We start from the raw sequence: 23,376 nt of genomic DNA, 5'->3' as shown, positions 1-23,376 counted from the left end.
TCTGTCCGCGCAGGAGATGCGCAGCGAAGGGTGTTCATCCACCGGAGAATCAGGCGTCCTGCTCCTAGGGTAAAGAGGCCGCCGCCGGCAACGCAACTGTTTTGCCGGGCTGCCTTGCGTGCGTGCACCCGTTAACCGAACCGTACAGGTTTGCACGCCAAACTGAGGCCATGTGCGCGCAAACAGCAGACAATGACGCCCTTCTCGTTACGGCCATGCCTGATCTCAATCAGCGCGTGGGCCTCTGGCTCGACCATCTGTCGGACGAGCGGCGCCTGTCCGACAAGACGCTGCTGGCTTACGAACGGGACCTGAGGCAATTCCTGCGCTTCCTGACCGGGCATCTGGGCGGCGCGCCGGCGCTCAAGGATATCGCCGCGCTCAAGCCTGCCGATTTCAGAGGGTTCCTGGCGAGCCGCAGGCGACAGGGCGTTCAAAGCCGGTCGCTCGCACGGGGACTGGCCGGCATCCGTTCCTTCCTGAGGTTTCTGGAGAGACGCGGCGAGGTGAATGCAGCCGCCTCCGCGGCAGTTCGTCCACCGCGCCAAGCCCGGTCGCTGCCCAAGCCCGTCTCCTCGAAAGACGCTATCGGCATCACCAGCGGCGATCTGGCCATGGAAAGCGAGGCCTGGATCGAAGCGCGCAACGCTGCCGTCCTGACGCTGCTCTACGGCTGCGGTCTGCGCATCTCCGAAGCCCTGTCGCTCACCGGCAAGATGGCTCCCGGACGCGGCACCAGGACCTTGCGGATCGTCGGCAAGGGACGCAAGGAGCGTATCGTGCCGATCCTGCCCGTCGTCAGCGAGGCGATTGAACAGTATCTGAAGCTCTGCCCCTATGCGATCAGCCCCGAGGGGCCGCTGTTCGTGGGCGCGCGGGGCGGTCCGCTGAGCCCGCGGCTGATCCAGTTGGCGATGGAAAAGCTGCGCGGCGCCCTCGGGCTTGCCGACAGCGCCACACCGCACGCGCTGCGGCATTCCTTCGCGACGCATCTTCTGGCGGGTGGCGGCGACCTCAGAACCATCCAGGAGCTGCTCGGTCATGCGAGCCTTGCCTCCACACAGATCTATACGGAGATCGACAGTGCGCATCTCCTGAGCGCTTACGACAAGGCGCATCCACGGCGTTAGGCTACGGCCCCCAGATCAGCCCGAGGTCAGGTTCTCCGGGTTAACTGAGAACGTCCCAAGGGTTGGCGGCGCGGGCGTCAACCGGGTAGGGTCATGCCGGTGGAGCCGTTGTCCTGCCGATCCGTGCCGCAACCAGGAGAGAGCGAATGCGTCTGATTATTCTCGCCGCCGGCCTTCTTCTGCTGTCATGCGCTGCTTCGCGCGCGCAAGAGCGCGTCTACTGCCCGCTGCCGGAAGACGGCATCTGGATCAACAAGGACGCGGAGCCGAAGCAGATCAGCCGGGTGGAGATCGAAAGCCGATGCCAGGACAACCAGGTTCATGTGCGCGCCCGTGCCTTCACCTCCTGCATTCCGCGCGATTGCAAATGGGGCTGGACGGAAGCGGCGAGGCGGTCGGACGGGGCCATCCAGGTGCTGCTGATCGGCTTTTTGAGTAGCAAACAGCTTACGATGAAGGTCTTCAGTGACCTGCTCGACGTGCATGTGATCAATGTCACCAACGACTTGTCTCAACCGCGCACGGAAGAAACCTACAATCTCACGCGGAAATGATCGCACATCTTGAAGGTTTCCCTCTTTTTCCTTGCCAAACTGGCGCGTTGGCCTACTCTTTTAGGTAGCGCAACGTCGCGCAGTGATACGCAAGGAGGGGAATGGATGCGTCTGTTGACCACTGGTATCGCGGCCCTCGCCCTGACAGCATTTGCAGTCGTGCCGGCTGTATCCTGTACCTGGGACAAGACCGCACAAGCCAAGCAGAAAATGACCGTCGCCGAGGTGACGACGCTGCCGCAATTCGAGACCGATGCTGCCGTCGCGACCAATGATCTCAGCGATGAGACACTCCGGGAAATGTCAGTCCTGCCGGTTCCGGGCGAAAAACCCGCCGAGTGACCAGGACTTTTGCATTGCTCCAAGTTGCCCGCTGCCCCGCAGCGGGTCTTTTTTTGTCGCAGCCTCCTCTGGATCTTCAGCCGATCAGGCGTTCGGTGCCACATGCATCGTGGTGTGGCGATATTCCCTGACGGCCTGTCTGAGGATCTGAAACGAGGAGCTGAGAAAGAGGCTTGCCATCAGCCCGGCAACGATCAGGTCCGGCCATGCGGTGGCCGTTCCCCACACGCCCAGGGCCGCCAGCATGACGGCGATATTGCCGATCGCGTCGTTTCGCGAGCACAGCCAGACAGAGCGCACATTGGCGTCGCCGTCCTTGTAGCGGACCAGCAGCAGAACGCTGGCAAGATTGGCGGCGAGCGCCATGAACCCGACGGAGCCCATGACCGCTGCCTGCGGAACACCGAGCGTGAAGACGTGGTACAGCGTCGAGCCAGCAACCCAGGCGCCCATCACAAACAGGCTTGCACCCTTGGCCAGCGCCGCCAGAGAGCGGGTTCTCAAGGACGCGCCGATCACGGCCAGGGAAAGTCCGTAGGTGGCCGCGTCGCCGAAGAAATCGAGCGCATCCGCCTGAAGGGATTTCGACCCGGCGGCCTGGCCCGCGACCATTTCAACGATGAACATGCCGGCATTGATCGCAATCACCAGCCAGAGACGGCGACGGTAGTCCTGCGACATTCCGTCGAAGGTTCCTTGAGAATGTCCGCAACATGCGCCCATAAAAAACTCCAGTGCACTTGAAATCCTGCTTCAGGAGCCTTGTAATCCCTATAGCGACTAGAGCTTCAAGAGGTCTTGATGGATTATTCGATCGGGGAATTGGCGAAACGGACCGGCGTCAAGGTGCCGACCATCCGCTACTATGAAAAGGAAGGCCTGCTCGATGTGCCGCTGCGCACGGAGGGCAACCAGCGCCGCTACCGCGCGGAGGATCTGGACCGGCTCGGCTTTATCCGCCATTGCCGCGATCTCGGACTGCCGATGCCGGCCATCCGCGACCTGATCGAACTCGGCCAGCATCCGGACAAACCCTGCCGGGAAGCAGACCGGATTGCCGCTACCCAGCTGCAATCCGTGCGCGAGCGCATTGCCCATCTGAAAAAGCTCGAAGCTGAGCTGGCGCGGATCGCGGCAAGCTGCAAGGGAGCCCATACCGTGACCGATTGCAACGTTCTCAAGGCTTTCGGCGATCACAGTCTCTGCCGCGACGATCACCGTATACCGGTAAAACCTAGTCGCTGACCAACGGCCTCGGCACCGTTTCGTCGCCGACAGCCTGAGCCGTCACCACGCCCGCCTGCCGCTCCAGCCGCAACATCGACCAGCGTTTTTCAGGCAGGTTGCAGGATTGGCGTCCGAGCACGCAGGGAATTTGCGGCACGTGCCGGTAATCCGATCCGGCGAGAGCCTTTTCCGCAACGTCGTGACGGCCCCTGAGGTAGCCCTGCAGGGTGTAGTTGCTGACATACCAGACATCGCCCTCCCCAAGATCCGCCATGGATGTCGGGCGGCCCTTCGGGAAGGTGCCTCCCCACGTCCAGGACAGGGCGCCGCCGGTCTGCTGATCCAGGAAATGCTGGGTCATGGTCTCGTCAATGAAAACCCGCCGGCCATCCGCAAGATCCTGACGGTAGGCCGCAATGACGGCATCCCGGTTTCCGGCGTCTTCGGAGAAGAGATAGAAACTGAAGAAGTTGGCGGAAAGGACCAGGAACAGCGCAGCGAAGACTGCCGCCTTGACCCTGTTCCCTCTTTGCGGAAGTGCGGTGTCCACCACGATCAGAAACACCATGGCCGCCGCAATGTTGCGGACAAGCGCCTTGTCATGGAGAAACGCCGCAAGAAACTGGCCGGCGGCAAGGCTCAGGCAGACTGCGGAAACGAGCCGGGATCTGCGGAAAAGAAATGCGGCCGCGGCGGCGTAAAGCACCGCGCGAACAATCGCCTCGCCATTGACGCCGCCGCCCGTGGACCGGCTTGCATGATAGGTGAACTGCCGCAGAAATTCCGAAAACTCGAAATCGATGGAGACCGCGAAAACCGCCATGGCAACGGCCAGCGCGGCGCCTCCCTCGAGCAATATCGTGACAGCACCCGCCCGCCGGGACACCAGCCGCCAGATGTCCAGCACCGCGATCGCGCCAAGGCTCCAGGCGAAAAGCGCAGGTGCGGCGAGCGGGGCGATACCCAGGAGAGCCTTTGCAACGATGCCGTTCGCTGTGACCCGATACGCAGTATGCCTGTCTTCCGGAACAGACCTGACAAGGAGCGGCAGGAACACCAGCAGGCCCAGCAGCCAGATCAGCGCACCGCTCAGCTCGAGCCGGAAACCGGCAACGACATACATCGGCGCGAAGATCAGCGATGTGAACAGCGCCGCAAAGCGAAGGTTGAGCCTCAGGCAGAGGAGCACGAAGAGCAGGCTGGTGAGCGCATAGCAGCCAAATTCAAAGAGCACGAGCGTCGCGGTTCCCGTGCCCGCGGCGGCGAAGAACCAGCCCGCGAATATCAGATGAAGGCGCGGCTGCAGATGATAGCTCTCCAGACCCGGAAACTGGACAGCCAGCAGGGAATTCCAGTGCCGCCCGCTCGACGCGAATTCCATCGCCCAGGGCACGAAGAACAGATCGTCCACATTGGCAATGGTGCGGTCCGGCCAGAAGAATACCAGCCCGCAGACCGCCGGCAGCAGCACTCCGGCGATGGCGATCAGCCAGACCGGTGACAGCCCCACAGCTCCACCTTTTTCCATTTCAGCCTTTTTCATGGGATCACCTGCGAAATTCCCAAAGCCAAAATCCTAGGGTACGGACCCCTGGCGGGACTATCCCGCCATCTTGCACCTCAACTTTATTCCGACCGGAAGGGCAATGCGCAAGTCTTTCAAAAAACAGCCGGCGGCTCCTGTTCCTCAAGAGCCGCCGGCCAACAGTTTTCTTTCACGCCACGCGCAGAGGCGTGGGCCGGTTCTTACGAGTGGATCGTCTTGAAGAAGGCGCCGAGGGCGGCTTCCTTGACGGCTTCCGACATTGTCGGATGCGCATGACAGGTGCGGGCAAGATCTTCCGAGGAGCCGCCGAACTCCATCAGCACCGCCGCTTCATGGATCATCTCGCCGGCGCCGAAGCCAACGATATGCACGCCCAGGACCTCATCGGTCTTGGCGTCGGCCAGAACCTTGGCGAAGCCGTCGGTCTTGTTCATGGCACGCGCGCGGCCGTTTGCCGTGAAGGCGAACTTGCCGGTCTTGTACTCGATGCCGTCGGCCTTGAGTTCTTCCTCGGTCTTGCCGACGGAGGCGACTTCCGGCTGGGTGTAGACGACGCCTGGAATGACATTGTAGTTCACATGACCTGCCTGTCCGGAGAGGATCTCGGCCAGCGCAACGCCCTCGTCCTCGGCCTTGTGCGCCAGCATCGGACCGGCGACGACGTCACCGATGGCATAGATGCCGTCGACATTGGTCTTGTAATGGGCGTCGATCTGAACGCGGCCGCGTTCATCCAGCGCCACTCCGGCCGTATCCAGCCCGAGGCCCTCGGTATAGGGACGGCGGCCGATGGCGACCAGAACGATGTCGGCTTCCAGAACCTCCTTGTCGCCCCCCTTGGCCGGCTCGACGGTGACCGCCAGGCCCTTGCCCTTTTTCTCGACGCCGGTGACCTTGGACGACAGCTTGAATTCCATTCCCTGCTTTTTCAGCATGCGCTGGAAGTTCTTGGAGACGTCGCCGTCCATCGGGCCGAGGATCTTGTCCATGAATTCGACGACGGTGACCTGCGACCCGAGGCGGTTCCAGACGGACCCGAGCTCAAGACCGATCACGCCGCCGCCGACAACGATCATCTTCGCCGGCACCTTGTCCAGTTCGAGACCACCGGTGGAGGAGACGATCAGTTTCTCGTCGATCTCGACACCCGGCAGCGGCATGACATCGGAGCCGGTCGCGATGACGATGTTCTTCGTTTCAAGTACGTTTGCCTTGCCGTCGTCGCCGGTCACTTCGACCTTGCCCTGACCCAGGATCTTGCCGGTGCCTGTGTGCACGTCGACCTTGTTCTTCTTCATCAGGAAGGCGACGCCGTTGACGTTTGCGTCGACCACGTCGGACTTGTGTTTCATCATCGTCGGCAGGTCGAGCTTCGGCTTGGATACCTTGATGCCGATCTTTTCAAAGCCGTGCCCGGCTTCCTCGAACATTTCTGAGGCATGCAGCAGCGCCTTGGAGGGGATGCAGCCGATGTTGAGGCAGGTGCCGCCGAGCGTTGCACGTTTTTCCACGACGGCCGTCTTCAGGCCGAGTTGAGCTGCCTTGATCGCGCAAACATAGCCCCCCGGGCCGGTTCCGATGATGACAAGATCATATTGGGACATATTGGGCCGCCTTTGCCTCTTCAAGTGTGCGTCCAGGAATCTGGATCATGGTAGGATTGCCCGGCCTCCGGAAACATCCAGAATTGCGCCGGTCGTGTAACTTGCCTGGTCCGACATCAGCCAGAGTATCGCATCGGCCACCTCATCGGCGGACCCTGCGCGCTTCATCGGCAGTTTGGATTGAAGTTCAGCCACCCTGTCGGGCGCGCCGCCCGAAGCGTGGATCTCCGTGTCGATAATCCCCGGGCGGACCGCATTGACGCGAATGCCCTCCTGCGCGACTTCCAGCGCCAGTCCGACCGTCATGGTGTCGATCGCGCCTTTCGAGGCCGCGTAATCGACATACTGGTTCGGCGAACCGAGCTTGGAGGAGGCCGAGCCGAGATTGACGATCGTGCCTCCCTTGCCGCCGTGGCGGGTCGACATCCGCCGAACCGCCTCACGGGCACACAGTATGGAACCGAGGACATTGACGGAGAATATCCGGTTGAGACGTTCGAGAGACATTTCGTCGACCCGTTGCGCCACGTCAAGGACGCCCGCGTTGTTGACCAGACCCGTCAGTGTTCCGAGCCTGTCGGCTTCGGCGAACAGGTTCAGAACATCGGCCTCGTTGCCGACGTCGCCCTGGATTGCCACAGCCGCGCCGCCGGCTGCCCGGATTTCGACGACAAGTTCATCCGCCGCGCCGGAATTTTGAGCGAAATTGACCAGCACCTTCCGGCCGTTTGCCGCAAGCTTGCGACAGACGCTGGCACCTATTCCGCGGCTTCCGCCGGTGACTATGACAATCTCTTCAGACATTCCGCCTCCGGTTGAGGCCATTCATTCAGTTAAGGGGACGAAGTGTTTCCGATGCCTTGCCTGCGGCCCAGGTGCCGGAAAGCGTTCCGTCGGCGTTGATCGTGTAGAATACGGGGGCGGTTTCACCCCAGTCGATGACAAGCCTGTTGCCGGCGAGCGGCCCCTGACCATGGAAGGTCTGGCCGGAAATCGTCCAGCGAAAGAAAGCCGTGCTGCCCTTGACCGTGATGGTGACGCCACCCTCATAGCGGGTTCCATCCGGGTTCAACCCCTGAACGGAATAGGCACCCTCGATCTGCGGGACAAGGACGGCCTTCGGAGCCGCATGGGCAGGCGACGTGGCGCCGCCTGTCAGTGGCACCGCCACGACCAGCGCACAAGCGCCAAGAGCCAGCGCGCGCGCATATGCCCTGCACTGTTCTGTCAAAGCCCGGCCTGTCAAAGTCAGCCTCGCCAAAAGCGCCTCCCGTCGCATCATCGCTCCGCCAGCGCCAGGCGCAGGCCGAAGCCTGCAAAGGCCGCGGCAACCGTCCGGCGCATCCACACCATGACCGTGTCGCTGCGCAGAACCCTTTCGCCCACCAGCGAGGCGAATTGTCCGTAAATCACGAAGACAGCGAAGGTCATGGCCATGAAGACACCGCCGAGGAGCAGCATGTCGAGCGTCGGGTTGAGTGCCTGCGGGCTGACGAACTGGGGAAGGAAAGCCAGGAAAAACACGGTCAGTTTCGGATTGAGAATATTGATCAGAAATCCGGTCCGCGCGGTTGCCGCGAAACTTGCGCCCGCGCTCCTGTCGGCCTTCAGGTCGAGCGGACCGTTTTCCTTCAACGTCTGCCAGGCGAGATAAAGCAGATAGGCGACACCGGCATATTTGACCGCCTGGAACACCAGGGCACTGGTATGCATCAGTGCCGCCAGACCGACGACGGAAGCCAGGATCGCCGGGATGATGCCGAGCGTGCAGCCGAAGGCGGCGGCGACAGATGCCTGCCGCCCCCTGCCGAGACCGACCGCAACCGTGTAGACGACGCCGGTTCCGGGAACCAGCACCACAATCAGCGCGGTTATCAGGAATTCAAGGCTCATCTACCGGTGTCTCCAGGGTCTTTGCGGATCAGAGATCCAGAACCAGTCGCTGCGGATCTTCCAGGCTTTCCTTGACACGAACCAGGAAGGTCACGGCTTCCTTGCCGTCGACAACCCGGTGGTCGTAGGAAAGCGCCAGATACATCATCGGCCGGATCACCACCTGTCCGTTCACCGCCATCGGCCGTTCCTGGATCTTGTGCATGCCCAGGATGCCGGACTGCGGCGCGTTGAGGATAGGCGACGACATGAGCGAACCATACACCCCGCCGTTGGAGATGGTGAAGGTGCCGCCGGACATATCAGCCATGCCGAGCTTGCCGTCTCGGGCTTTCCTGCCGAGATTGCCGATCTCCTGTTCGATTTCGGCGATGGACATCTGGTCCGCATCGCGCACGACGGGAACCACGAGGCCCTTGTCGGTGCCGACGGCCACGCCGATGTGGCAGAAGTTCTTGTAGATGATGTCCGTGCCGTCGATCTCGGAATTGACTGCCGGGATTTCCTTCAGGGCATGGGTCACAGCCTTGGTGAAGAAGCCCATGAAGCCCAGCTTGACGCCGTGCTTCTTCTCGAACAGGTCCTTGTACTGCTTGCGCAGCTCCATGACCGGGCCCATATCCACCTCGTTGTAGGTGGTCAGCATGGCGGCGGTGTTCTGGGCATCCTTGAGGCGGCGGGCGATGGTCTGGCGCAGCTTGGTCATGCGCACGCGTTCCTCGCGCGCCTCGTCCTGGGCTGCGACCGGACCGCGGGCAACCTGTGCCGGCGCCGGAGCGGAGGCGCTGGCCGTCGCACCGGATGCAATCGCACCGATGACATCGCCCTTCAGAACCTGACCGCGCTTGCCGGAACCGGCGAGCTGGTCGGCGGACAGACTGTTTTCGGCCATCATCTTGGCCGCCGACGGCGCCGGAGGCATGGAAGACCCGGCGGAAGCGGCCTGAGCAGGTTGAGCCTCGGCAGCCGGGGCCGGTTTGCTTTCGGCCGGAGCCGCGGCGGCGCCTTCTCCTGAAGGATCGATCTGGCAGAGCAGAACGCCCGGCTCGACGGTGGAGCCGGTTTCGGCGGCGATCTTGACCACCTTGCCGGCGACCGGGGCCGGAACTTCCTGGGCGGCCTTGTCGGTTTCCAGTTCGACGAGCGTGTCGTCGGCCTTGACCATATCGCCGACCTTGACGCTCCACTCACCGACTTCCGCTTCGGTGACGGATTCGCCGGCGCTCGGCGTGACCACATCAACCAGTTCGGCTTTTTCCGATTTCGTCTCGGCCTTGCTGTCTGCTTTTGCGGGAGCAGCTTCAGCCTTTGAGGCGGCAGCCGAGGCACCCTCGGCGATATGACCCAGAAGAGCGCCGACTTCGACCGTATCGCCTTCGTTCACGACGATGCTTTCCAGAGTGCCTGCCTTTGGCGCCGGCACTTCCACGGTGACCTTGTCGGTTTCCAGTTCAACGAGCGGCTCGTCCTGCTTGACGGCCTCACCGGGTTTCTTGAACCACTGTGCGATCGTTGCTTCTGAAACGGATTCACCCAGCGTCGGTACGCGAATTTCGGTTGCCATGGTCGCCTTCTCTTAAAATTACCCGGCCAGTTTTTGAAAGAGGACCCGAAGGCCCTCTCAACGATTAGTTTCCAAGAGCCTCTTCGAGGAACGCCTGCAGTTGAGCGAGATGCGCGGACATCAGGCCTGTTGCCGTCGAAGCCATGGCGGCACGGCCCGCATAACGCGGACGCTTGTGCTTGGCGTCGATCTGTCCGAGCACCCATTCGATATAGGGCTCGACAAAGAACCAGCAGCCCATGTTCTGCGGCTCTTCCTGACACCAGACCATTTCGGCCTGCGGGAAGCGGGCCAGTTCGAGCATCAAGGCCTTTTTCGGGAACGGATAGGGTTGTTCCACACGCAGCAGGTAGACGTCGTTTATGCCGCGCTTTTCACGCTCTTCATAAAGATCGTAATAGACCTTGCCCGTACACATGACGACGCGCTTGATCTTGTCGTCCGCAACCAGCTTGGTTTCCGACGCGGGATTGTATTCCGCATCGTCCCAAAGCAGCCTGTGGAAACTGGAATCCGGACCGAGTTCGGCGATCGTGGACACCGCCCGCTTGTGGCGCAGGAGGGACTTCGGCGTCATCAGGATCAGCGGCTTGCGGATTTCGCGGCGCAACTGACGGCGCAGAATGTGGAAGTAATTGGCCGGGGTCGAGCAGTTGGCGACCTGCATGTTGTCTTCCGCACACATCTGCAGGAAGCGCTCCAGCCGTGCGGAGGAGTGTTCCGGACCCTGTCCCTCATAGCCGTGCGGCAACAGGCAGACGAGGCCGGACATGCGCAGCCACTTGCGTTCTCCGGAGGAGATGAACTGGTCGAACAGCACCTGCGCCCCGTTGGCGAAATCGCCGAACTGGGCTTCCCAAAGGGTCAGGGCACGTGGTTCGGCCAGGGAGTAGCCGTATTCGAAGCCGAGCACGGCTTCTTCCGACAGCATCGAGTTGATGACTTCGTAGCGCTGCTGGTCGGGCGAGATGTGGTTCAGCGGGATATAGCGGCTTTCGTCTTCCTGGTCGTACAGCACCGAGTGGCGCTGCGAGAAGGTGCCGCGCTCGCAATCCTGGCCGGACAGGCGAATCGGGTGGCCTTCCTTCAGCAGGGAGGCAAAGGCAAGCGCTTCCGCGGTCGCCCAGTCGATCCCCTCGCCGGATTCGATCATGCGTTCGCGGTGCTTCATGAAGCGGGCGATGGTGCGATGGATGTTGAAACCTTCCGGCACACTGGTCAGTGCGCGGCCGATTTCCTTGACTTCCTCGATCGGCAGGCCGGTCTGGCCGCGGCGCGGATCGTCTTCATTGTCCGCGCGCTTCATGCCGGCCCATTTGCCGTCCAGCCAGTCGGCCTTGTTCGGCTTGAAGGCCTGGCCGGAATCGAACTCGCCGTCCAGATGCTTGCGCCAGTCGGCCCTCATCTGGTCGACTTCTTCCTGGCTGATGACGCCTTCCTTGATCAGGCGCTCGGAATAGAGCTGCAGGGTCGTCGCGTGCTTGCGGATCTTGCGGTACATGATCGGCTGCGTGAAGGCCGGTTCGTCGCCCTCGTTGTGGCCGAAGCGCCGGTAGCAGATCATGTCGATAACCACCGGGCGGTGGAAAGTCTGCCGGAATTCGATCGCGATCTTGGCAGCGAACACCACGGCTTCCGGATCGTCGGCGTTGACGTGGAAGATCGGCGCCTCGATCACCTTCGCCATATCGGACGGATAGGGCGACGAGCGGGAGAAACGCGGATTGGTGGTGAAGCCGATCTGGTTGTTGATAATCACATGAACCGAACCGCCGGTGCGGTGGCCGCGCAGGGCCGACAGGCCGAAACACTCGGCAACCACGCCCTGGCCGGCAAAGGCCGCGTCGCCATGCAGAAGCAGAGGCAGAACCGTGCCACGGTCGACTTCCGTCGTGTCGATGAATTTGCCGTCTTCGTCCGCGGAAAGCTGATCCTGCTTGGCGCGGGACTTGCCGAGAACCACCGGGTTGACGATTTCCAGATGCGAGGGGTTCGCCGTCAGCGACAGGTGGACGTTGTTGCCGTCGAACGTCCGGTCGGAGGACGCGCCGAGATGGTATTTCACATCGCCGGAGCCTTCCACTTCGTCCGGCGCGGCGGAACCGCCCTTGAACTCGTGGAAGATCGCCCGGTGCGGCTTTCCCATCACCTGGGACAGAACGTTCAGCCGGCCGCGGTGCGCCATGCCCAGAACGATATCCTTCAGGCCCAGTTGACCGCCGCGCTTGATGATCTGCTCCAGCGCCGGGATGAGTGCTTCACCGCCGTCCAGGCCGAACCGTTTGGTGCCGGTGTATTTGACGTCGAGGAACTTTTCGAAGCCTTCAGCCTCGACCAGCTTGTTCAGGATCGCCTTCTTGCCTTCGGCCGTGAAGTCGACCTGCTTGTCCGGTCCCTCGATGCGCTCCTGGATCCAGGATTTGGCCGCCGGATCGGAAATATGCATGAATTCGACGCCGAGCGTCGAACAGTAGGTCCGCTTCAGGATGTCCAGCATCTCGCGGATGGTGGCGTATTCCAGGCCGAGAACATGATCGATGAAGATCTTCCGGTCCCAGTCGGTTTCCGTGAATCCGTAGGAGGACGGGTGCAGCTCCTCGTGATCGCCCTTGCCGGCGAGGCCAAGCGGATCGAGATCGGCATGAAGATGGCCGCGCATGCGGTAGGCGCGGATCATCATCAGGGCGCGAACGGAATCGCGGGTCGCCTGATGAACTTCCATCTCCGAAACCGGTTTGCCGTCGGCTTCGGCCTTCTTTTTCAGCTTTTCGCCAAGCTTGTCTTCAATCGGCGCCCAATTGCCGTCAAAGGCATTGACGAGGTCGCCGTTGGCCTCGATCGGCCAGTCCTTGCGTTTCCAGGTTGCCCCACGCGCTTCCTTCAGCACGGCTTCCTTTTCGTCCTGGAAGGACGCAAAGAAATCCCGCCACTCGGCTTCCACCGAGTTCGGATCCGTCTTGTACTGTGCGTAGAGGTCTTCGATATAGGATGCGTTGGCGCCGTAAAGCAACGACGTCAGTGCGAATACGTTGTTCGCTTCCTGCCGTGCCATGTCCATCTAGCGGAGGGCTGCTCCGCCCTTTTTGTTATGGCGAGCCGTAATTGGCCCGCGGCCGGTTCCCTACAAAGACCAATGTAAAAACACCGGCCCCCTCGAAAATCAGTTGCGGCACGGTATTCGCGCCACAACCCATCCTTCCATCATGCAGCAGGAAACGTAAACAGTTTACGTCCCCTGCTGCAAAGAATTCCCGGATATCAACCCTTCAAGACCTCGAGAAGCGTCTCGCCGAGCTTCGCAGGAGAAGGAGATACCCTGATACCGGCCTCTTCCATGGCCGCGATCTTGTCTTCCGCACCACCCTTGCCGCCGGAAATCACGGCACCTGCATGGCCCATGGTGCGGCCCGGAGGTGCGGTCCGTCCGGCGATGAAACCGGCCATCGGCTTCGAACGGCCCTTCTTGGCCTCGTCCATCAGGAACTGCGCGGCTTCTTCTTCCGCAGAGCCACCGATCTCGCCGATCATGATCATCGACTTGGTCTCGTCGTCGGCCAGGAACATCTCCAGGACGTCGATGAACTCGGTGCCCTTGACCGGATCGCCGCCGATGCCGACGGCCGTCGTCTGGCCGAGACCCGCATTGGACGTCTGGAAGACGGCCTCGTAGGTCAGCGTGCCGGAGCGCGAAACAACGCCGACGGAGCCCTTCTTGAAGATGGAGCCCGGCATGATGCCGATCTTGCATTCTTCCGGGGTCAGGATGCCCGGGCAGTTCGGGCCAAGCAAGCGGGACTTGGATTTGTCCAGTCTCGCCTTGACCTTAATCATGTCGGCCACCGGGATGCCCTCGGTGATGCAGACGATGAACGGAACTTCCGCATCGATCGCCTCGATGATCGCCGCGCCGGCACCTGCCGGCGGGACGTAGATCACGGATGCATCGGCGCCGGTGGCTTCCTTGGCTTCGCCGACGGTGGCGAAGATCGGCAGCTCGGCGGCGCTGTCAACACCGGAAGACCAGGTTTCGCCGCCCTTCTTGGGATGAACGCCGGCCACCATCTTGGTGCCGTAGTATTCAAGGGCCTGTTCCGTATGGAACGTACCGGTCTTGCCGGTGAGGCCCTGAACGATGATTTTCGTGTCTTTATTGACGAGGATGGACATTTACGCGCCCTCCTTCACGGCTTTCACGATTTTCTGGGCGGCGTCGTCGAGGTCATCGGCGGCGATCACGTTGAGACCGCTCTCGTTGATGATCTTCTTGCCGAGTTCCACGTTGGTGCCTTCCAGGCGGACAACGAGAGGGACCTGCAGGCCGACTTCCTTGACGGCTGCAACAACGCCTTCCGCGATCACGTCGCAGCGCATGATGCCGCCGAAAATGTTGACCAGGATGCCCTTCACCTTCGGATCGGAGGTGATGATCTTGAAGGCCGCCGTCACCTTCTCTTTCGAAGCACCGCCGCCGACATCGAGGAAGTTGGCAGGCTCGGCGCCGTAGAGCTTGATGATGTCCATGGTCGCCATGGCAAGGCCTGCGCCGTTGACCATGCAGCCGATGTCGCCGTCGAGAGCAACATAGGCGAGATCGTATTTGGACGCCTCGATCTCCTTGGCGTCCTCTTCGGTCTCGTCGCGCAGGGCGAAGATGTCGTCATGCCGGAAAAGCGCGTTGCCGTCGAAGGACACCTTGGCGTCGAGCACGCGCAGGCGGCCGTCCTTCATGACGATCAGCGGGTTGACTTCCAGAAGGCTCATGTCCTTTTCGACAAAGGCCTTGTAGAGGATCGGGAAGAGCTTCATGCCGTCCTCGCGGGCGGCTCCGGAAAGCTCCAGCGCATCGCAGAGCTTGCCTGCGTCTGCCGCGGTCACACCGGCGTCCGGATCGATCGGCAGGGTGATGATCTTTTCCGGGGTCTCTTCGGCAACGGCCTCGATGTCCATGCCACCTTCGGTGGAGACGACAAAGGCCGCGCGGCCGACGGTGCGGTCGACGAGGATGGAGAGATAAAGCTCGCGCTCGATGTCCGCGCCGTCTTCGATGTAAAGACGGTTGACGACCTTGCCCGCGTCACCGGTCTGCTTGGTGACCAGCGTGTTGCCGAGCATTTCCCGGGCGTGCGACTTGACTTCATCCAGAGAGAAAGCCAGGCGGACACCGCCCTTGGCGTCGGCGGGAAGTTCCTTGAACTTGCCTTTGCCGCGGCCGCCGGCGTGGATCTGGGACTTGACGACCCAGAGCGGGCCCGGAAGGCTCTTGGCAGCAGCTTCCGCTTCGTCAGCTGAAAAGATCGCAACGCCCTCGGCTACCGGAGCGCCGAATTCCTTCAGCACGGCCTTGGCCTGGTATTCATGGATATTCATGTGTCTCCCCCGTTGTCGGAGAACCGTTCCTCCATGGGGAAGGAACGGCCGCTATTCCATTGGACCGCCGCTTATGCCAGCGCCGGCTGAATTTTCTTGCAGGCCTCGACCAGACCGTTGACCGATGCAACTGACTTGTCGAAGTTGCCTTTTTCTTCGCCCTGAAGATCGATCTCGATGATGCGCTCGACACCATCGGCACCGATCACGACAGGAACGCCGACGTAGGTGTCTTTCAGGCCATACTGGCCGTCGAGGGCAGCCGCGCAGGGCATGACGCGCTTCTTGTCCTTGAGGTAGCTTTCCGCCATCGCGATGGCGGAAGCCGCCGGAGCGTAGAAGGCGGAGCCGGTCTTCAGGAGGCCGACGATTTCCGCGCCGCCGTCGCGGGTGCGCTGGACGATCTCTTCCAGACGTTCGGCGGTGCACCAGCCCATCTTGATCAGATCGGGAAGCGGGATGCCTGCAACGGTGGAGTAACGGGTCAGCGGCACCATGGTGTCGCCATGACCGCCCAGAACGAACGCGGTGACGTCTTCCACGGAGACGTTGAATTCCTCCGCCAGGAAGTAGCGGAAACGCGAGCTGTCGAGAACGCCGGCCATGCCGACGACCTTGTTCTTCGGCAGACCGGAGAATTTCTGCAGCGCCCAGACCATGGCGTCGAGCGGATTGGTGATGCAGATGACAAATGCATTCGGCGCGTATTTGGAAATGCCGGCACCGACCTGCTCCATGACCTTCAGGTTGATTTCCAGAAGATCGTCGCGGCTCATGCCGGGCTTGCGAGGAACGCCGGCGGTGACGATGATCACGTCGGAGCCTTCGATGGCCTCGTAGCTGTTGGCGCCTGCCAGTTTGGAGTCGAAGCCGTCGACCGGCGAGGATTCAGCCAGGTCGAGCGCCTTGCCCTGCGGAACACCTTCCGCGATATCGAAGAGAACGATGTCTCCCAGTTCCTTCAAACCTGCCAGGTGTGCCAGCGTTCCGCCGATCTGACCGGAACCGATCAAGGCAATTTTATTACGCGCCATTTTAAAAGTTTCCCTTTACGTAAGATGGAACTCCATGCCATCCGCCAATGACTGACGATGGCACTACTCCCTTTGCCGCGCCCGCGCAACCTCGCCAAAAGATTATTGCGCGCTGCCCGGCAAAAATTCTCATATCTTCCCGCCCCCATACATGCCCTATAGGGAATATATACCTATGCGTGGGTATCCGGCCTCTCTCCCGCAAGGTAAGCCTCGGACCGCATTTCGATCAACCGGGACGCCGTCCTGTCGAATTCGAACGCTTCGGTTCCGTCCTCCGAGGTGTAGAGATTCTGGGGCTCCGCTTCCGCCGAGACGATCAGCTTGATGCCATTGTCGTAGAAGGTGTCTATCAGGATGATAAATCGCTTGGCTTCATTGCGCCGGGCTTTCGACAGGACCGGCACGTTGTCCAGGAACACGGTGCTGAAGGCATGGACGATGCGCAGATAGTCGCTCGCGCCCAGCGGCTGCATGCACAGGTCATCAAAGGTGAACCGCGCCGCGCCGGCGGCCACGCAGGGAACGGCAATCCTGCGCCCCTTGTTCTCCAGTTCCGCGGTATGCGGCTTCATTCCGTGGGTAAGCTTCGTCCAGATCTCGTCCATCCGCGCATCGGCCGTCTCGCCGAGGGGAGTGATATAGACCGGAGCACCGGCAAGCTTCTCCAGCCGGTAGTCGGTCGGCGAATCCAGATGAAGGATCTCGACCCTGGAGGTCAGCATCTTGATGAAAGGCACAAACAGCTGGCGGTTGAGCCCGTCCTTGTAAAGATTCGTCGGCTCGACATTCGATGTCGCCACCACGATCACGCCCTTCTCGAACAGCTGGGTGAACAGGCGGCCCAGGATCATGGCATCGGCAATGTCGGTGACGGAAAACTCGTCGAAGAGCAGCAGCCGGGTTTCCTCGGCGATCTGCTCGGCAACCGGCGGGATCGGATCGTCACCCTTTACCTCACCGCGCTTGTGCGCCTGGCGGTGGGCATGAATGCGTTCGTGCACGTCGCTCATGAATTCGTGAAAATGCACCCGGCGTTTGCGGCGGATCACCGTGACCTCGTAAAAGAGATCCATCAGCATGGTTTTGCCGCGTCCGACGCCACCCCACATGTAAAGCCCCTGCACTGCGGACCAGAGCTGGTTCTTCTTGTTGGCGAACAGCCAGCCAAGCGAACTCTTCTTCGACGCGAGCCGGGTTTCCGCAAGACGGGTATTGAGGAGGTCGAGCTGGCGAACCGCCTGCCGCTGGACAGGGTCTTCCGAAATCTCGCCGGATGCGATCAGCGCGTCGTAGCGGGCGCTCATCGCGCGGTTGACCGGCAGTTCCATCTTCAACAGCGATACTCCCTCCATGAGAACTCATGGGGTCGCGAGTTAATCCAGTTGCACGGCGGAATAAGGTCAAAACGCCGCAGATGCAAGCCATGATATGGTCTTACGCACTTCTCCAAGGCAGACGCAGCGGTTTTAACCGATTGAAAAGCAAGGTGTTCAGGCGGGCGACAGATTATGCGGTGGATGCCTGCACAGGCATGAGGACCTCGGGGAGACGCCTCGAGCTGCTGACAAATCTTTCAACTCAATCACGAGCTCTGTTGAGCGAATGAAGAAACTGAGCGCTTCACTCACGGACGTCATTCCGGGCAAGTGCAGCAAAAGCTGCGCGACGACCCGGAACCCGGCGCATCATTCGCGCCGCAGGCGCGGCCTTATTCCAAAGCGATGAATGAATAAAACTTGTGCTCGCTCACGCTCGCGCTGATGCGCTGGGTTCCGGATCTGCGTTCGACTTGCGTCTCACTTGTCCGGAATGACGCCCCTGTGGGAAGCGCTCAGCCTCTCTCTTTGCTCAACAGAGCTGAATGTTTACGAGCTGTCTGAGACGTATAACACACCGGCTCACTCAATTGCTGGCGCAGCCGGGCACTCCCCCAGATACATCCTCCTGGAGCATCACCCAGCGCTACATCAGCACCGATTTGCGGCCGTTCTGCAGTTCCTGGATGTAGAGCAGTTGGGCGACGAGGTGGCGTTCATCCGTGTCGTCCAGGTTGGCCTTGCGGCCGCGGCCGTCTGTCAGGAGCCAGGCGTTGCCGGGTTTGACGACGTCGCATTCGATCGGCGCCTTGGGGTCGAAGCCGGCTTTTTCCAGAAGCGCGGCACCGAAGCCGCTATCGTCACCGTTTTCCTTGCCCGTGGTACGCAGGCGCAGGCTCCGGTAGACTTGCTGGACGGAGCCGGCTGCGACAAGGGCCGTGACGACGTCATCGCCGTTCATGGCTGCGAACCGCAGCACACCGGCGTCCGAGGGAATGGCAGCGCTCGAACACGGCGTTCTTTGGACGTCGCCGAGCGTAACCCATTCGGAGCGAAGCGTCACGGTGGTCGGTTGCCGCAGCGCCGCCAGTTCCTTCGCCAGGCGTTTTTCCGCAAGGCGCTGGGGATTTCTCACGCCCTGATCCGACCGGGACGATTGGCCGGCGATCACCGTGCCGCCAATCCTGAGGCGCCGGAAGACGATCACGTCGCGCATCAGGTCCGTGCGCTCTACCCGCCAGCCGGCGTCGAGCCAGGCATTCTGATGAACCAGACTGCCACCGGAATTGGCCCACCATGTACGATGTTCCCGGGCGCTCTTGGGAAGCGAAGTGCCGATAATCTGTTCGACCTCATTCAGCTTCGCAGCCCAGACCACATCCTCCAGACGCGCCAGATGTTCCCGCAACGGTTCATATTTCGACATTTGCACAGCCTTTCCGATAGCTGAGCAAAATGTACACCCATAGCGAGCATTGTCCAGTAAAAAATACCGATGCTTGTTAACGGTAGAGGGAGATCGGCGATCCGGTGGAAGTCTGGCCGTCGAACCGCCCGGGAGCGCTGGAATAGAGCTGCGCGACGATCACTCCGGTACCGTCCTTCAAGACCACCTGGTTGCCGTTCAGGTCCCAGGCGGCAATGCCTGTCAGACCCGGAGAAGCGCAACCTCTGGTATTTGCACGGTAGCCGCCGGACCATGTCGTCAGGGTCATGAAGGCCTTGCAATTTTCGCCCGCGGAGGACAGCTCCCATCCGCCAAGTAGATCAGTCCTGCCAATATCCTGGGCGCCGGACGGCGCGGCAACAGGGTTGCTGGCAAGATCCGCCGGGGCCGCTGCCGGATCCAGTCCGGCGGTGCCGACCTGCGGCGCATTGGGATCGAGCGGGGCCAGAGTTCCGGCACCAACCGGCGTGGTCGGGGTCGCGGGCAACGGCGCTGCGTAATTCCGTCCTCCGGAGAACCGCTGGCATCCGGCGGCCAGGACAACCAGTCCCAAGACCAAAACAAGTTTTCCCGCGCGCATCATGACGAATCAGTCCCTCACCTTTCGGTCCATAATGAATGCATCCTTAGCCCAGAATTTGTCGAAAATCCAAAACCCCGGGATTTTGTCCCATGGAACCGGCTTTTTCGACCCTCATTCCGGGTCTGGGTGCAGATCTGTGCCCAAATAACTCCGCCCATATAGTGAGGAAATGCTCCTGGCGCATCCGGACGATACGCTTGCGGCGCTTTCCCTGCCTTTACATATGGGGACTTCAACCCTGATCTCTGTCAGGATATATCACTCGCAGGTCCATTTCGCCGGCCGTCCAGACTGAGGAAAGAATTCATGCCGATCGCCTTGTGGTGTGTGCTGATTGCCGCAATCCTGCCCGTTCTGTCCGTGTTTCCAGCCAAGCTGAGCAAGGATTACGACAATGCCAATCCGAGAGACCAGGACTATTGGCGCCAGGGGTTCCGGGCGCGGGCGCAAGGTGCGCAGGCAAACGGATTTGAAGCTTTCCCGTTTTTCGCCGTCGCTGTTTTCGTTGCCATGAGCCAGGGTGCAGACCCGGGCTGGATAGACCGTCTTGCCGTCCTGTTCGTTGCGCTCAGGCTCATCTATATCGCCTGTTACTGGGCCGGACGGGCCAACCCGCGTTCTCTCGCCTGGGCGGCATCTTTCTTCACCATCGTGGCGCTGTTCACCAGTTCCTTGTGGAGCTGACGGGCCCTCCGGGGCATGGCGAAACCAGAAAAATAGTCCAAGCAGCATTTGCACCAGTGAACCGATTTCGTTAACGATGCAAAAGAGTAAAGTGGTTTTTCGGTAGGCAGAGGTGCATTGTGCGGACGACAGATCAGACGACGGATGCTCCGTCGGCACGCCCCCAATCTGCTGCCCAGCGGCAACTTGCCGAGCAACATATCGTCGATACTCTGATCGCGGAGCGCGGAAAACTGGTGATGGCGAGCCCGTGGTGGCCGTTCATCAGACCCTTCGCGCATAATTTCCTGCGCTACAAGTCCGCGGTCAAGATGGCCGACACGATTGCCCCGATGAACGCGCTCGACGTTTTTTCCCATCTGAGCGATCTTTTGAAGCTGGACGTCACGACGCTCGGACTTGAGCGCGTGCCGAGCGAAGGCCCCGTCGTGCTGGTGTCCAACCATCCGACCGGCATCGCCGACGGCATCGTTCTTTATGACGCGATCAAGGCCCGGCGCGACGATCTGGCGATCTTCGCCAATCGCGACGCCATCCGCATCAACCCGCGCCTTGCCGAGATGATCATTCCTGTCGAATGGCGAGCGGATTTCAAGAGCCGGGAAAAATCCAAGGAAACACTGAAGATCGCATCTTCCGCCTTCAGCAAGGAGCGGGTGGTGGTGCTGTTTCCTTCCGGGCGGCTTGCCTACTGGCATGGCGGCAAACTGACCGAACGCCCGTGGATGAGTTCCGCCCTTGCACTCGCCCGCAAGAACAAGGCGCCGATCATCCCGATGCATATGGGCGGGCGTAATTCCGGGCTTTTTTATTTCCTCGCCAGGGTGTCGACCGAATTGCGCGACATGACGGTCTTCAATGAGCTGCTCAACAAGAAAAACGCCAAGTTCAACGTGCATTTCGGCAAACCCATCCGGCCGGAACGGCTGCAGGGCGACCTTGGCGAGCTGACGGAGCAGATGCGCATCCATTGCGCCGAGACCCTGGCCAACGATCCGGACGCGGAATTCTAGAAGCGATTGCCAGAAAAGTTTTCCCTGGCAAAGGAAAAGTTTTTCCTGGCAAAGACCGGGGTCATCCACAGGCGCAGATTGCCCTTCTGGCGCGAATAAGACATGGTTCGGGAAACTCAAAGGAACCCGCTGCCCCATGTCTGTTTCGCCCGCGGCCGCCGCGGATGAAGTCGCTCCACTTCAGCCTCCCGCCGCTCCGCAGATCCGCGCGGAGCCGAAGCCGCTCGCCGTGCTGCAGAAAGTCTTCGGATACAGCAGTTTTCGCGGCAAGCAGCAGGCCGTCATCGACACTCTGGTCGACGGCAAGGACGCGGTCGTGCTGTTTCCGACCGGGGCCGGCAAATCCCTGTGCTTCCAGATCCCGGCGCTTTGCCGGCGCGGCGTCGGTATCGTCGTTTCGCCGCTGATCGCGCTGATGAAGGATCAGGTCGGCGCGCTCAAGGCTGCCGGTGTCAACGCCGCCGCCATGAACTCGACGCTGTCGCCTGAAGATCAGGCCACCCTGCGCGCAGAACTGCAGCGTGGAGAGATCGACCTGCTCTACGTGACGCCCGAACGGCTGAGCATCGAGAGCTTCCGCAGGTTTCTCGACACGCTTGAAATATCCCTGTTCGCCATCGATGAAGCCCATTGCGTCAGCCAGTGGGGTCATGACTTCCGGCCGGAATACCTGTCTCTGTCCTGCCTGTCGGAACGCTATCCGGGTGTGCCGAGAGTTGCGCTCACCGCCACGGCGGACCCGCACACCCAAAAGGACATCTTGGCGCGGCTGCAGCTTGAAGACGCAGAAGTCTTCTCGACCAGTTTCGACCGGCCGAACATCCGCTACGAAATCGTCGAGCGCACCAACCAGCGTCAGCAGCTTCTGGATTTCCTGAAGAAGCACGAAAACGAAAGCGGCATCGTCTATTGCCTGTCGCGGGCGAAGGTCGAGGACATCGCCGCGTGGCTTACCGAGAAAGGCATCAGGGCGCTTCCCTATCACGCGCGGCTGCCGGCCGAGGAGAGATCGGCCAACCAGGACGCTTTTCTGCTTGAGGAGGACCTGTGCCTCGTGGCCACCGTCGCCTTCGGCATGGGGATCGACAAGCCGGACGTGCGCTATGTCGCGCACCTGGACCTGCCGTCCTCCGTCGAGGCCTATTACCAGGAGACGGGCCGGGCCGGCCGCGACGGCGCTCCGGCGGAAGCCTTCATGGCCTACGGCATGGCCGATCTGGTGCAGCGGCGGCGCATGATTGCCGAAGGCGATGCTCCGGACGAGGTCAAACGCGCGGAAAACGCCAAGCTGAACGCCTTGCTCGGCATTTGCGAGACCTCGGGCTGCCGGCGCCAGGCGCTGCTGGCCCATTTCGGCGAGACCTACCCGAAGCCTTGCGGCAATTGCGATACCTGTCTGTCGCCGGTTGAAACCTGGGACGGAACGGAAGCCGCGCAGAAGTTCATGTCGGCCATCTACCGCACCGGACAGCGCTTCGGAACCGGTCATGTCATCGACGTGCTGCTCGGCAAGAGCAACGAGAAGACCACCCGCTTCGGTCATGACGCCCTGTCGGTCTTCGGCATCGGCGCGGAAGTGGCGCAGAAGACCTGGCAGTCACTCGCACGACAGCTCGTCGCCGCAGGGTTTGTCGACGTCGATCACACCCAGTTCGGCGCCCTCGTCCTGACGGAAAAGGCCCGCTCCGTGCTGCGCGGCGAAGAAACACTTGCCCTGCGCAAGGACCGCAACGCGGCCGGGTTGAAAAAGACCCGCACATCGCGCACAGGTTCGGTCGCCGACGAGCTCGACCATGAAGACAAGCTTCTGTTCGAGCGGTTGCGCCGCCTCAGGACCCAGATCGCACGCGACCAGAAAGTCCCCTCCTATGTGGTGTTCCCGGATGCAACCCTGGCCGGTATTGCGTCCGCGCGTCCGGTGACCAAGGATGCGCTGCTTGCAGTATCCGGCGTCGGCCAGTCGAAGCTGGAGAAATACGGCGAGGCATTCCTTGATCTCGTCGAGGCTTTCGAAGCAGGCGTTTGAAGACTGTTAACCTTAACGAAGCATTGACCCTTTTCGCGATATG

21 protein-coding genes are annotated in these 23,376 nt (G+C 61.2%); 7 read left to right on the top strand and 14 right to left on the bottom strand.

Going from position 1 to position 23,376, the window contains the following annotated elements; genetic code table 11:
- The first annotated feature begins 215 nt into the window (after positions 1-215).
- The 3 genes from Q1B40_RS02050 to Q1B40_RS02040 all read left to right on the top strand — a co-directional run bounded on the left by Q1B40_RS02050 (position 216) and on the right by Q1B40_RS02040 (position 2,026).
- Entirely contained in the window at positions 216-1,130 is a 915-nt protein-coding gene (locus tag Q1B40_RS02050; RefSeq protein WP_299809256.1) for a tyrosine recombinase XerC, read from the top strand.
- Between the two features lie 146 nt (positions 1,131-1,276).
- Positions 1,277-1,684: a serine/threonine protein kinase gene (locus Q1B40_RS02045; RefSeq protein WP_299809254.1), complete on the top strand. Its 408-nt coding sequence runs from the start codon at positions 1,277-1,279 to the stop codon at positions 1,682-1,684.
- Between the two features lie 105 nt (positions 1,685-1,789).
- Positions 1,790-2,026, top strand: coding sequence for a hypothetical protein (locus tag Q1B40_RS02040; RefSeq protein WP_299809252.1), 237 nt, complete (start codon positions 1,790-1,792; stop codon positions 2,024-2,026).
- 84 nt (positions 2,027-2,110) lie between these two features.
- Here Q1B40_RS02040 and Q1B40_RS02035 read toward each other — a convergent pair whose 3' ends face one another.
- The gene (locus Q1B40_RS02035; RefSeq protein ID WP_299809250.1) at positions 2,111-2,749 is read right to left on the bottom strand and encodes a cation transporter; all 639 of its coding nucleotides are present in this window, start codon (positions 2,747-2,749) and stop codon (positions 2,111-2,113) included.
- Between the two features lie 78 nt (positions 2,750-2,827).
- On the opposite strand from Q1B40_RS02035, the gene Q1B40_RS02030 reads away from it, so the two are divergent.
- Positions 2,828-3,271 carry a helix-turn-helix domain-containing protein gene (locus Q1B40_RS02030; protein ID WP_299809248.1) on the top strand — a complete coding sequence of 148 codons (444 nt, stop codon included), beginning with the start codon at positions 2,828-2,830 and terminating at the stop codon, positions 3,269-3,271.
- On the opposite strand, the gene Q1B40_RS02025 is transcribed toward Q1B40_RS02030, so the two are convergent.
- The 13 genes from Q1B40_RS02025 to Q1B40_RS01965 form a co-directional block, all read right to left on the bottom strand.
- Positions 3,261-4,796, bottom strand: coding sequence for a hypothetical protein (locus Q1B40_RS02025; protein ID WP_299809246.1), 1,536 nt, complete (start codon positions 4,794-4,796; stop codon positions 3,261-3,263). The genes Q1B40_RS02030 and Q1B40_RS02025 overlap by 11 nt on opposite strands.
- 203 nt (positions 4,797-4,999) lie before the next feature.
- Complete coding sequence (lpdA, locus tag Q1B40_RS02020) at positions 5,000-6,403, bottom strand: dihydrolipoyl dehydrogenase (RefSeq protein WP_299809243.1); 1,404 nt, start codon at positions 6,401-6,403, stop codon at positions 5,000-5,002.
- 45 nt (positions 6,404-6,448) lie between these two features.
- A complete protein-coding gene (locus tag Q1B40_RS02015) occupies positions 6,449-7,207 on the bottom strand; it encodes an SDR family oxidoreductase (RefSeq protein WP_299809241.1) in 759 nt (252 codons plus the stop codon).
- A gap of 25 nt (positions 7,208-7,232) precedes the next feature.
- On the bottom strand, positions 7,233-7,634 hold the full coding sequence (locus tag Q1B40_RS02010; RefSeq protein WP_299809239.1) for a hypothetical protein: 402 nt from the start codon (positions 7,632-7,634) through the stop codon (positions 7,233-7,235).
- Positions 7,635-7,681: 47 nt separating this feature from the next.
- The gene (locus Q1B40_RS02005) at positions 7,682-8,296 is read right to left on the bottom strand and encodes a LysE family translocator (protein ID WP_299809237.1); all 615 of its coding nucleotides are present in this window, start codon (positions 8,294-8,296) and stop codon (positions 7,682-7,684) included.
- Positions 8,297-8,324: 28 nt separating this feature from the next.
- Positions 8,325-9,860, bottom strand: a complete 1,536-nt coding sequence (odhB, locus tag Q1B40_RS02000) for a 2-oxoglutarate dehydrogenase complex dihydrolipoyllysine-residue succinyltransferase (protein ID WP_299809235.1) — start codon at positions 9,858-9,860, stop codon at positions 8,325-8,327.
- Positions 9,861-9,924: 64 nt separating this feature from the next.
- Positions 9,925-12,912: a 2-oxoglutarate dehydrogenase E1 component gene (locus tag Q1B40_RS01995; RefSeq protein WP_299812495.1), complete on the bottom strand. Its 2,988-nt coding sequence runs from the start codon at positions 12,910-12,912 to the stop codon at positions 9,925-9,927.
- Between the two features lie 206 nt (positions 12,913-13,118).
- Positions 13,119-14,027: a succinate--CoA ligase subunit alpha gene (sucD, locus tag Q1B40_RS01990; protein ID WP_299809232.1), complete on the bottom strand. Its 909-nt coding sequence runs from the start codon at positions 14,025-14,027 to the stop codon at positions 13,119-13,121.
- The gene (sucC, locus tag Q1B40_RS01985; RefSeq protein ID WP_299809229.1) at positions 14,028-15,227 is read right to left on the bottom strand and encodes an ADP-forming succinate--CoA ligase subunit beta; all 1,200 of its coding nucleotides are present in this window, start codon (positions 15,225-15,227) and stop codon (positions 14,028-14,030) included.
- 71 nt (positions 15,228-15,298) lie between these two features.
- Complete coding sequence (mdh, locus tag Q1B40_RS01980) at positions 15,299-16,261, bottom strand: malate dehydrogenase (RefSeq protein WP_299809226.1); 963 nt, start codon at positions 16,259-16,261, stop codon at positions 15,299-15,301.
- A 173-nt stretch (positions 16,262-16,434) separates the two neighbouring features.
- A complete protein-coding gene (gene zapE / locus Q1B40_RS01975; protein ID WP_299812493.1) occupies positions 16,435-17,592 on the bottom strand; it encodes a cell division protein ZapE in 1,158 nt (385 codons plus the stop codon).
- Between the two features lie 634 nt (positions 17,593-18,226).
- Positions 18,227-19,006 (bottom strand): hypothetical protein, encoded by a 780-nt coding sequence (locus Q1B40_RS01970; protein WP_299809223.1) that lies wholly within the window; start codon positions 19,004-19,006, stop codon positions 18,227-18,229.
- Between the two features lie 76 nt (positions 19,007-19,082).
- The gene (locus Q1B40_RS01965; protein ID WP_299809220.1) at positions 19,083-19,580 is read right to left on the bottom strand and encodes a protease inhibitor Inh/omp19 family protein; all 498 of its coding nucleotides are present in this window, start codon (positions 19,578-19,580) and stop codon (positions 19,083-19,085) included.
- A gap of 336 nt (positions 19,581-19,916) precedes the next feature.
- Between Q1B40_RS01965 and Q1B40_RS01960 the strand changes: the two genes are divergently transcribed.
- The 3 genes from Q1B40_RS01960 (at position 19,917) to recQ (ending at position 23,333) form a co-directional block, all read left to right on the top strand.
- Complete coding sequence (locus Q1B40_RS01960) at positions 19,917-20,294, top strand: MAPEG family protein (protein WP_299809218.1); 378 nt, start codon at positions 19,917-19,919, stop codon at positions 20,292-20,294.
- A gap of 119 nt (positions 20,295-20,413) precedes the next feature.
- Entirely contained in the window at positions 20,414-21,307 is an 894-nt protein-coding gene (locus Q1B40_RS01955; RefSeq protein WP_299809216.1) for a GNAT family N-acetyltransferase, read from the top strand.
- A gap of 136 nt (positions 21,308-21,443) precedes the next feature.
- Positions 21,444-23,333, top strand: a complete 1,890-nt coding sequence (gene recQ, locus Q1B40_RS01950) for a DNA helicase RecQ (RefSeq protein WP_299809213.1) — start codon at positions 21,444-21,446, stop codon at positions 23,331-23,333.
- Positions 23,334-23,376 lie beyond the last annotated feature (43 nt).

Source organism: uncultured Roseibium sp. (assembly GCF_947496995.1).
GTDB lineage: Bacteria > Pseudomonadota > Alphaproteobacteria > Rhizobiales > Stappiaceae > Roseibium.
This window is presented reverse-complemented; position numbering and strand designations above follow the sequence as displayed.

Excerpts from the sequence above, each read along its gene's own strand:
- Q1B40_RS02015 (WP_299809241.1), bottom strand. The coding sequence starts at position 7,207 with ATGTCTGAAGAGATTGTCATAGTCACCGGCGGAAGCCGCGGAATAGGT.
- Q1B40_RS02035 (WP_299809250.1), bottom strand. The coding sequence starts at position 2,749 with ATGGGCGCATGTTGCGGACATTCTCAAGGAACCTTCGACGGAATGTCG.
- Q1B40_RS02040 (WP_299809252.1), top strand. The coding sequence starts at position 1,790 with ATGCGTCTGTTGACCACTGGTATCGCGGCCCTCGCCCTGACAGCATTT.
- mdh (WP_299809226.1), bottom strand. The coding sequence starts at position 16,261 with ATGGCGCGTAATAAAATTGCCTTGATCGGTTCCGGTCAGATCGGCGGA.
- Q1B40_RS01960 (WP_299809218.1), top strand. The coding sequence starts at position 19,917 with ATGCCGATCGCCTTGTGGTGTGTGCTGATTGCCGCAATCCTGCCCGTT.
- Q1B40_RS02050 (WP_299809256.1), top strand. The coding sequence starts at position 216 with ATGCCTGATCTCAATCAGCGCGTGGGCCTCTGGCTCGACCATCTGTCG.
- Q1B40_RS02005 (WP_299809237.1), bottom strand. The coding sequence starts at position 8,296 with ATGAGCCTTGAATTCCTGATAACCGCGCTGATTGTGGTGCTGGTTCCC.
- Q1B40_RS01970 (WP_299809223.1), bottom strand. The coding sequence starts at position 19,006 with ATGTCGAAATATGAACCGTTGCGGGAACATCTGGCGCGTCTGGAGGAT.
- Q1B40_RS01995 (WP_299812495.1), bottom strand. The coding sequence starts at position 12,912 with ATGGCACGGCAGGAAGCGAACAACGTATTCGCACTGACGTCGTTGCTT.
- zapE (WP_299812493.1), bottom strand. The coding sequence starts at position 17,592 with ATGGAACTGCCGGTCAACCGCGCGATGAGCGCCCGCTACGACGCGCTG.
- recQ (WP_299809213.1), top strand. The coding sequence starts at position 21,444 with ATGTCTGTTTCGCCCGCGGCCGCCGCGGATGAAGTCGCTCCACTTCAG.
- Q1B40_RS02045 (WP_299809254.1), top strand. The coding sequence starts at position 1,277 with ATGCGTCTGATTATTCTCGCCGCCGGCCTTCTTCTGCTGTCATGCGCT.
- Q1B40_RS02025 (WP_299809246.1), bottom strand. The coding sequence starts at position 4,796 with ATGAAAAAGGCTGAAATGGAAAAAGGTGGAGCTGTGGGGCTGTCACCG.
- sucD (WP_299809232.1), bottom strand. The coding sequence starts at position 14,027 with ATGTCCATCCTCGTCAATAAAGACACGAAAATCATCGTTCAGGGCCTC.
- lpdA (WP_299809243.1), bottom strand. The coding sequence starts at position 6,403 with ATGTCCCAATATGATCTTGTCATCATCGGAACCGGCCCGGGGGGCTAT.
- Q1B40_RS02030 (WP_299809248.1), top strand. The coding sequence starts at position 2,828 with ATGGATTATTCGATCGGGGAATTGGCGAAACGGACCGGCGTCAAGGTG.
- odhB (WP_299809235.1), bottom strand. The coding sequence starts at position 9,860 with ATGGCAACCGAAATTCGCGTACCGACGCTGGGTGAATCCGTTTCAGAA.
- sucC (WP_299809229.1), bottom strand. The coding sequence starts at position 15,227 with ATGAATATCCATGAATACCAGGCCAAGGCCGTGCTGAAGGAATTCGGC.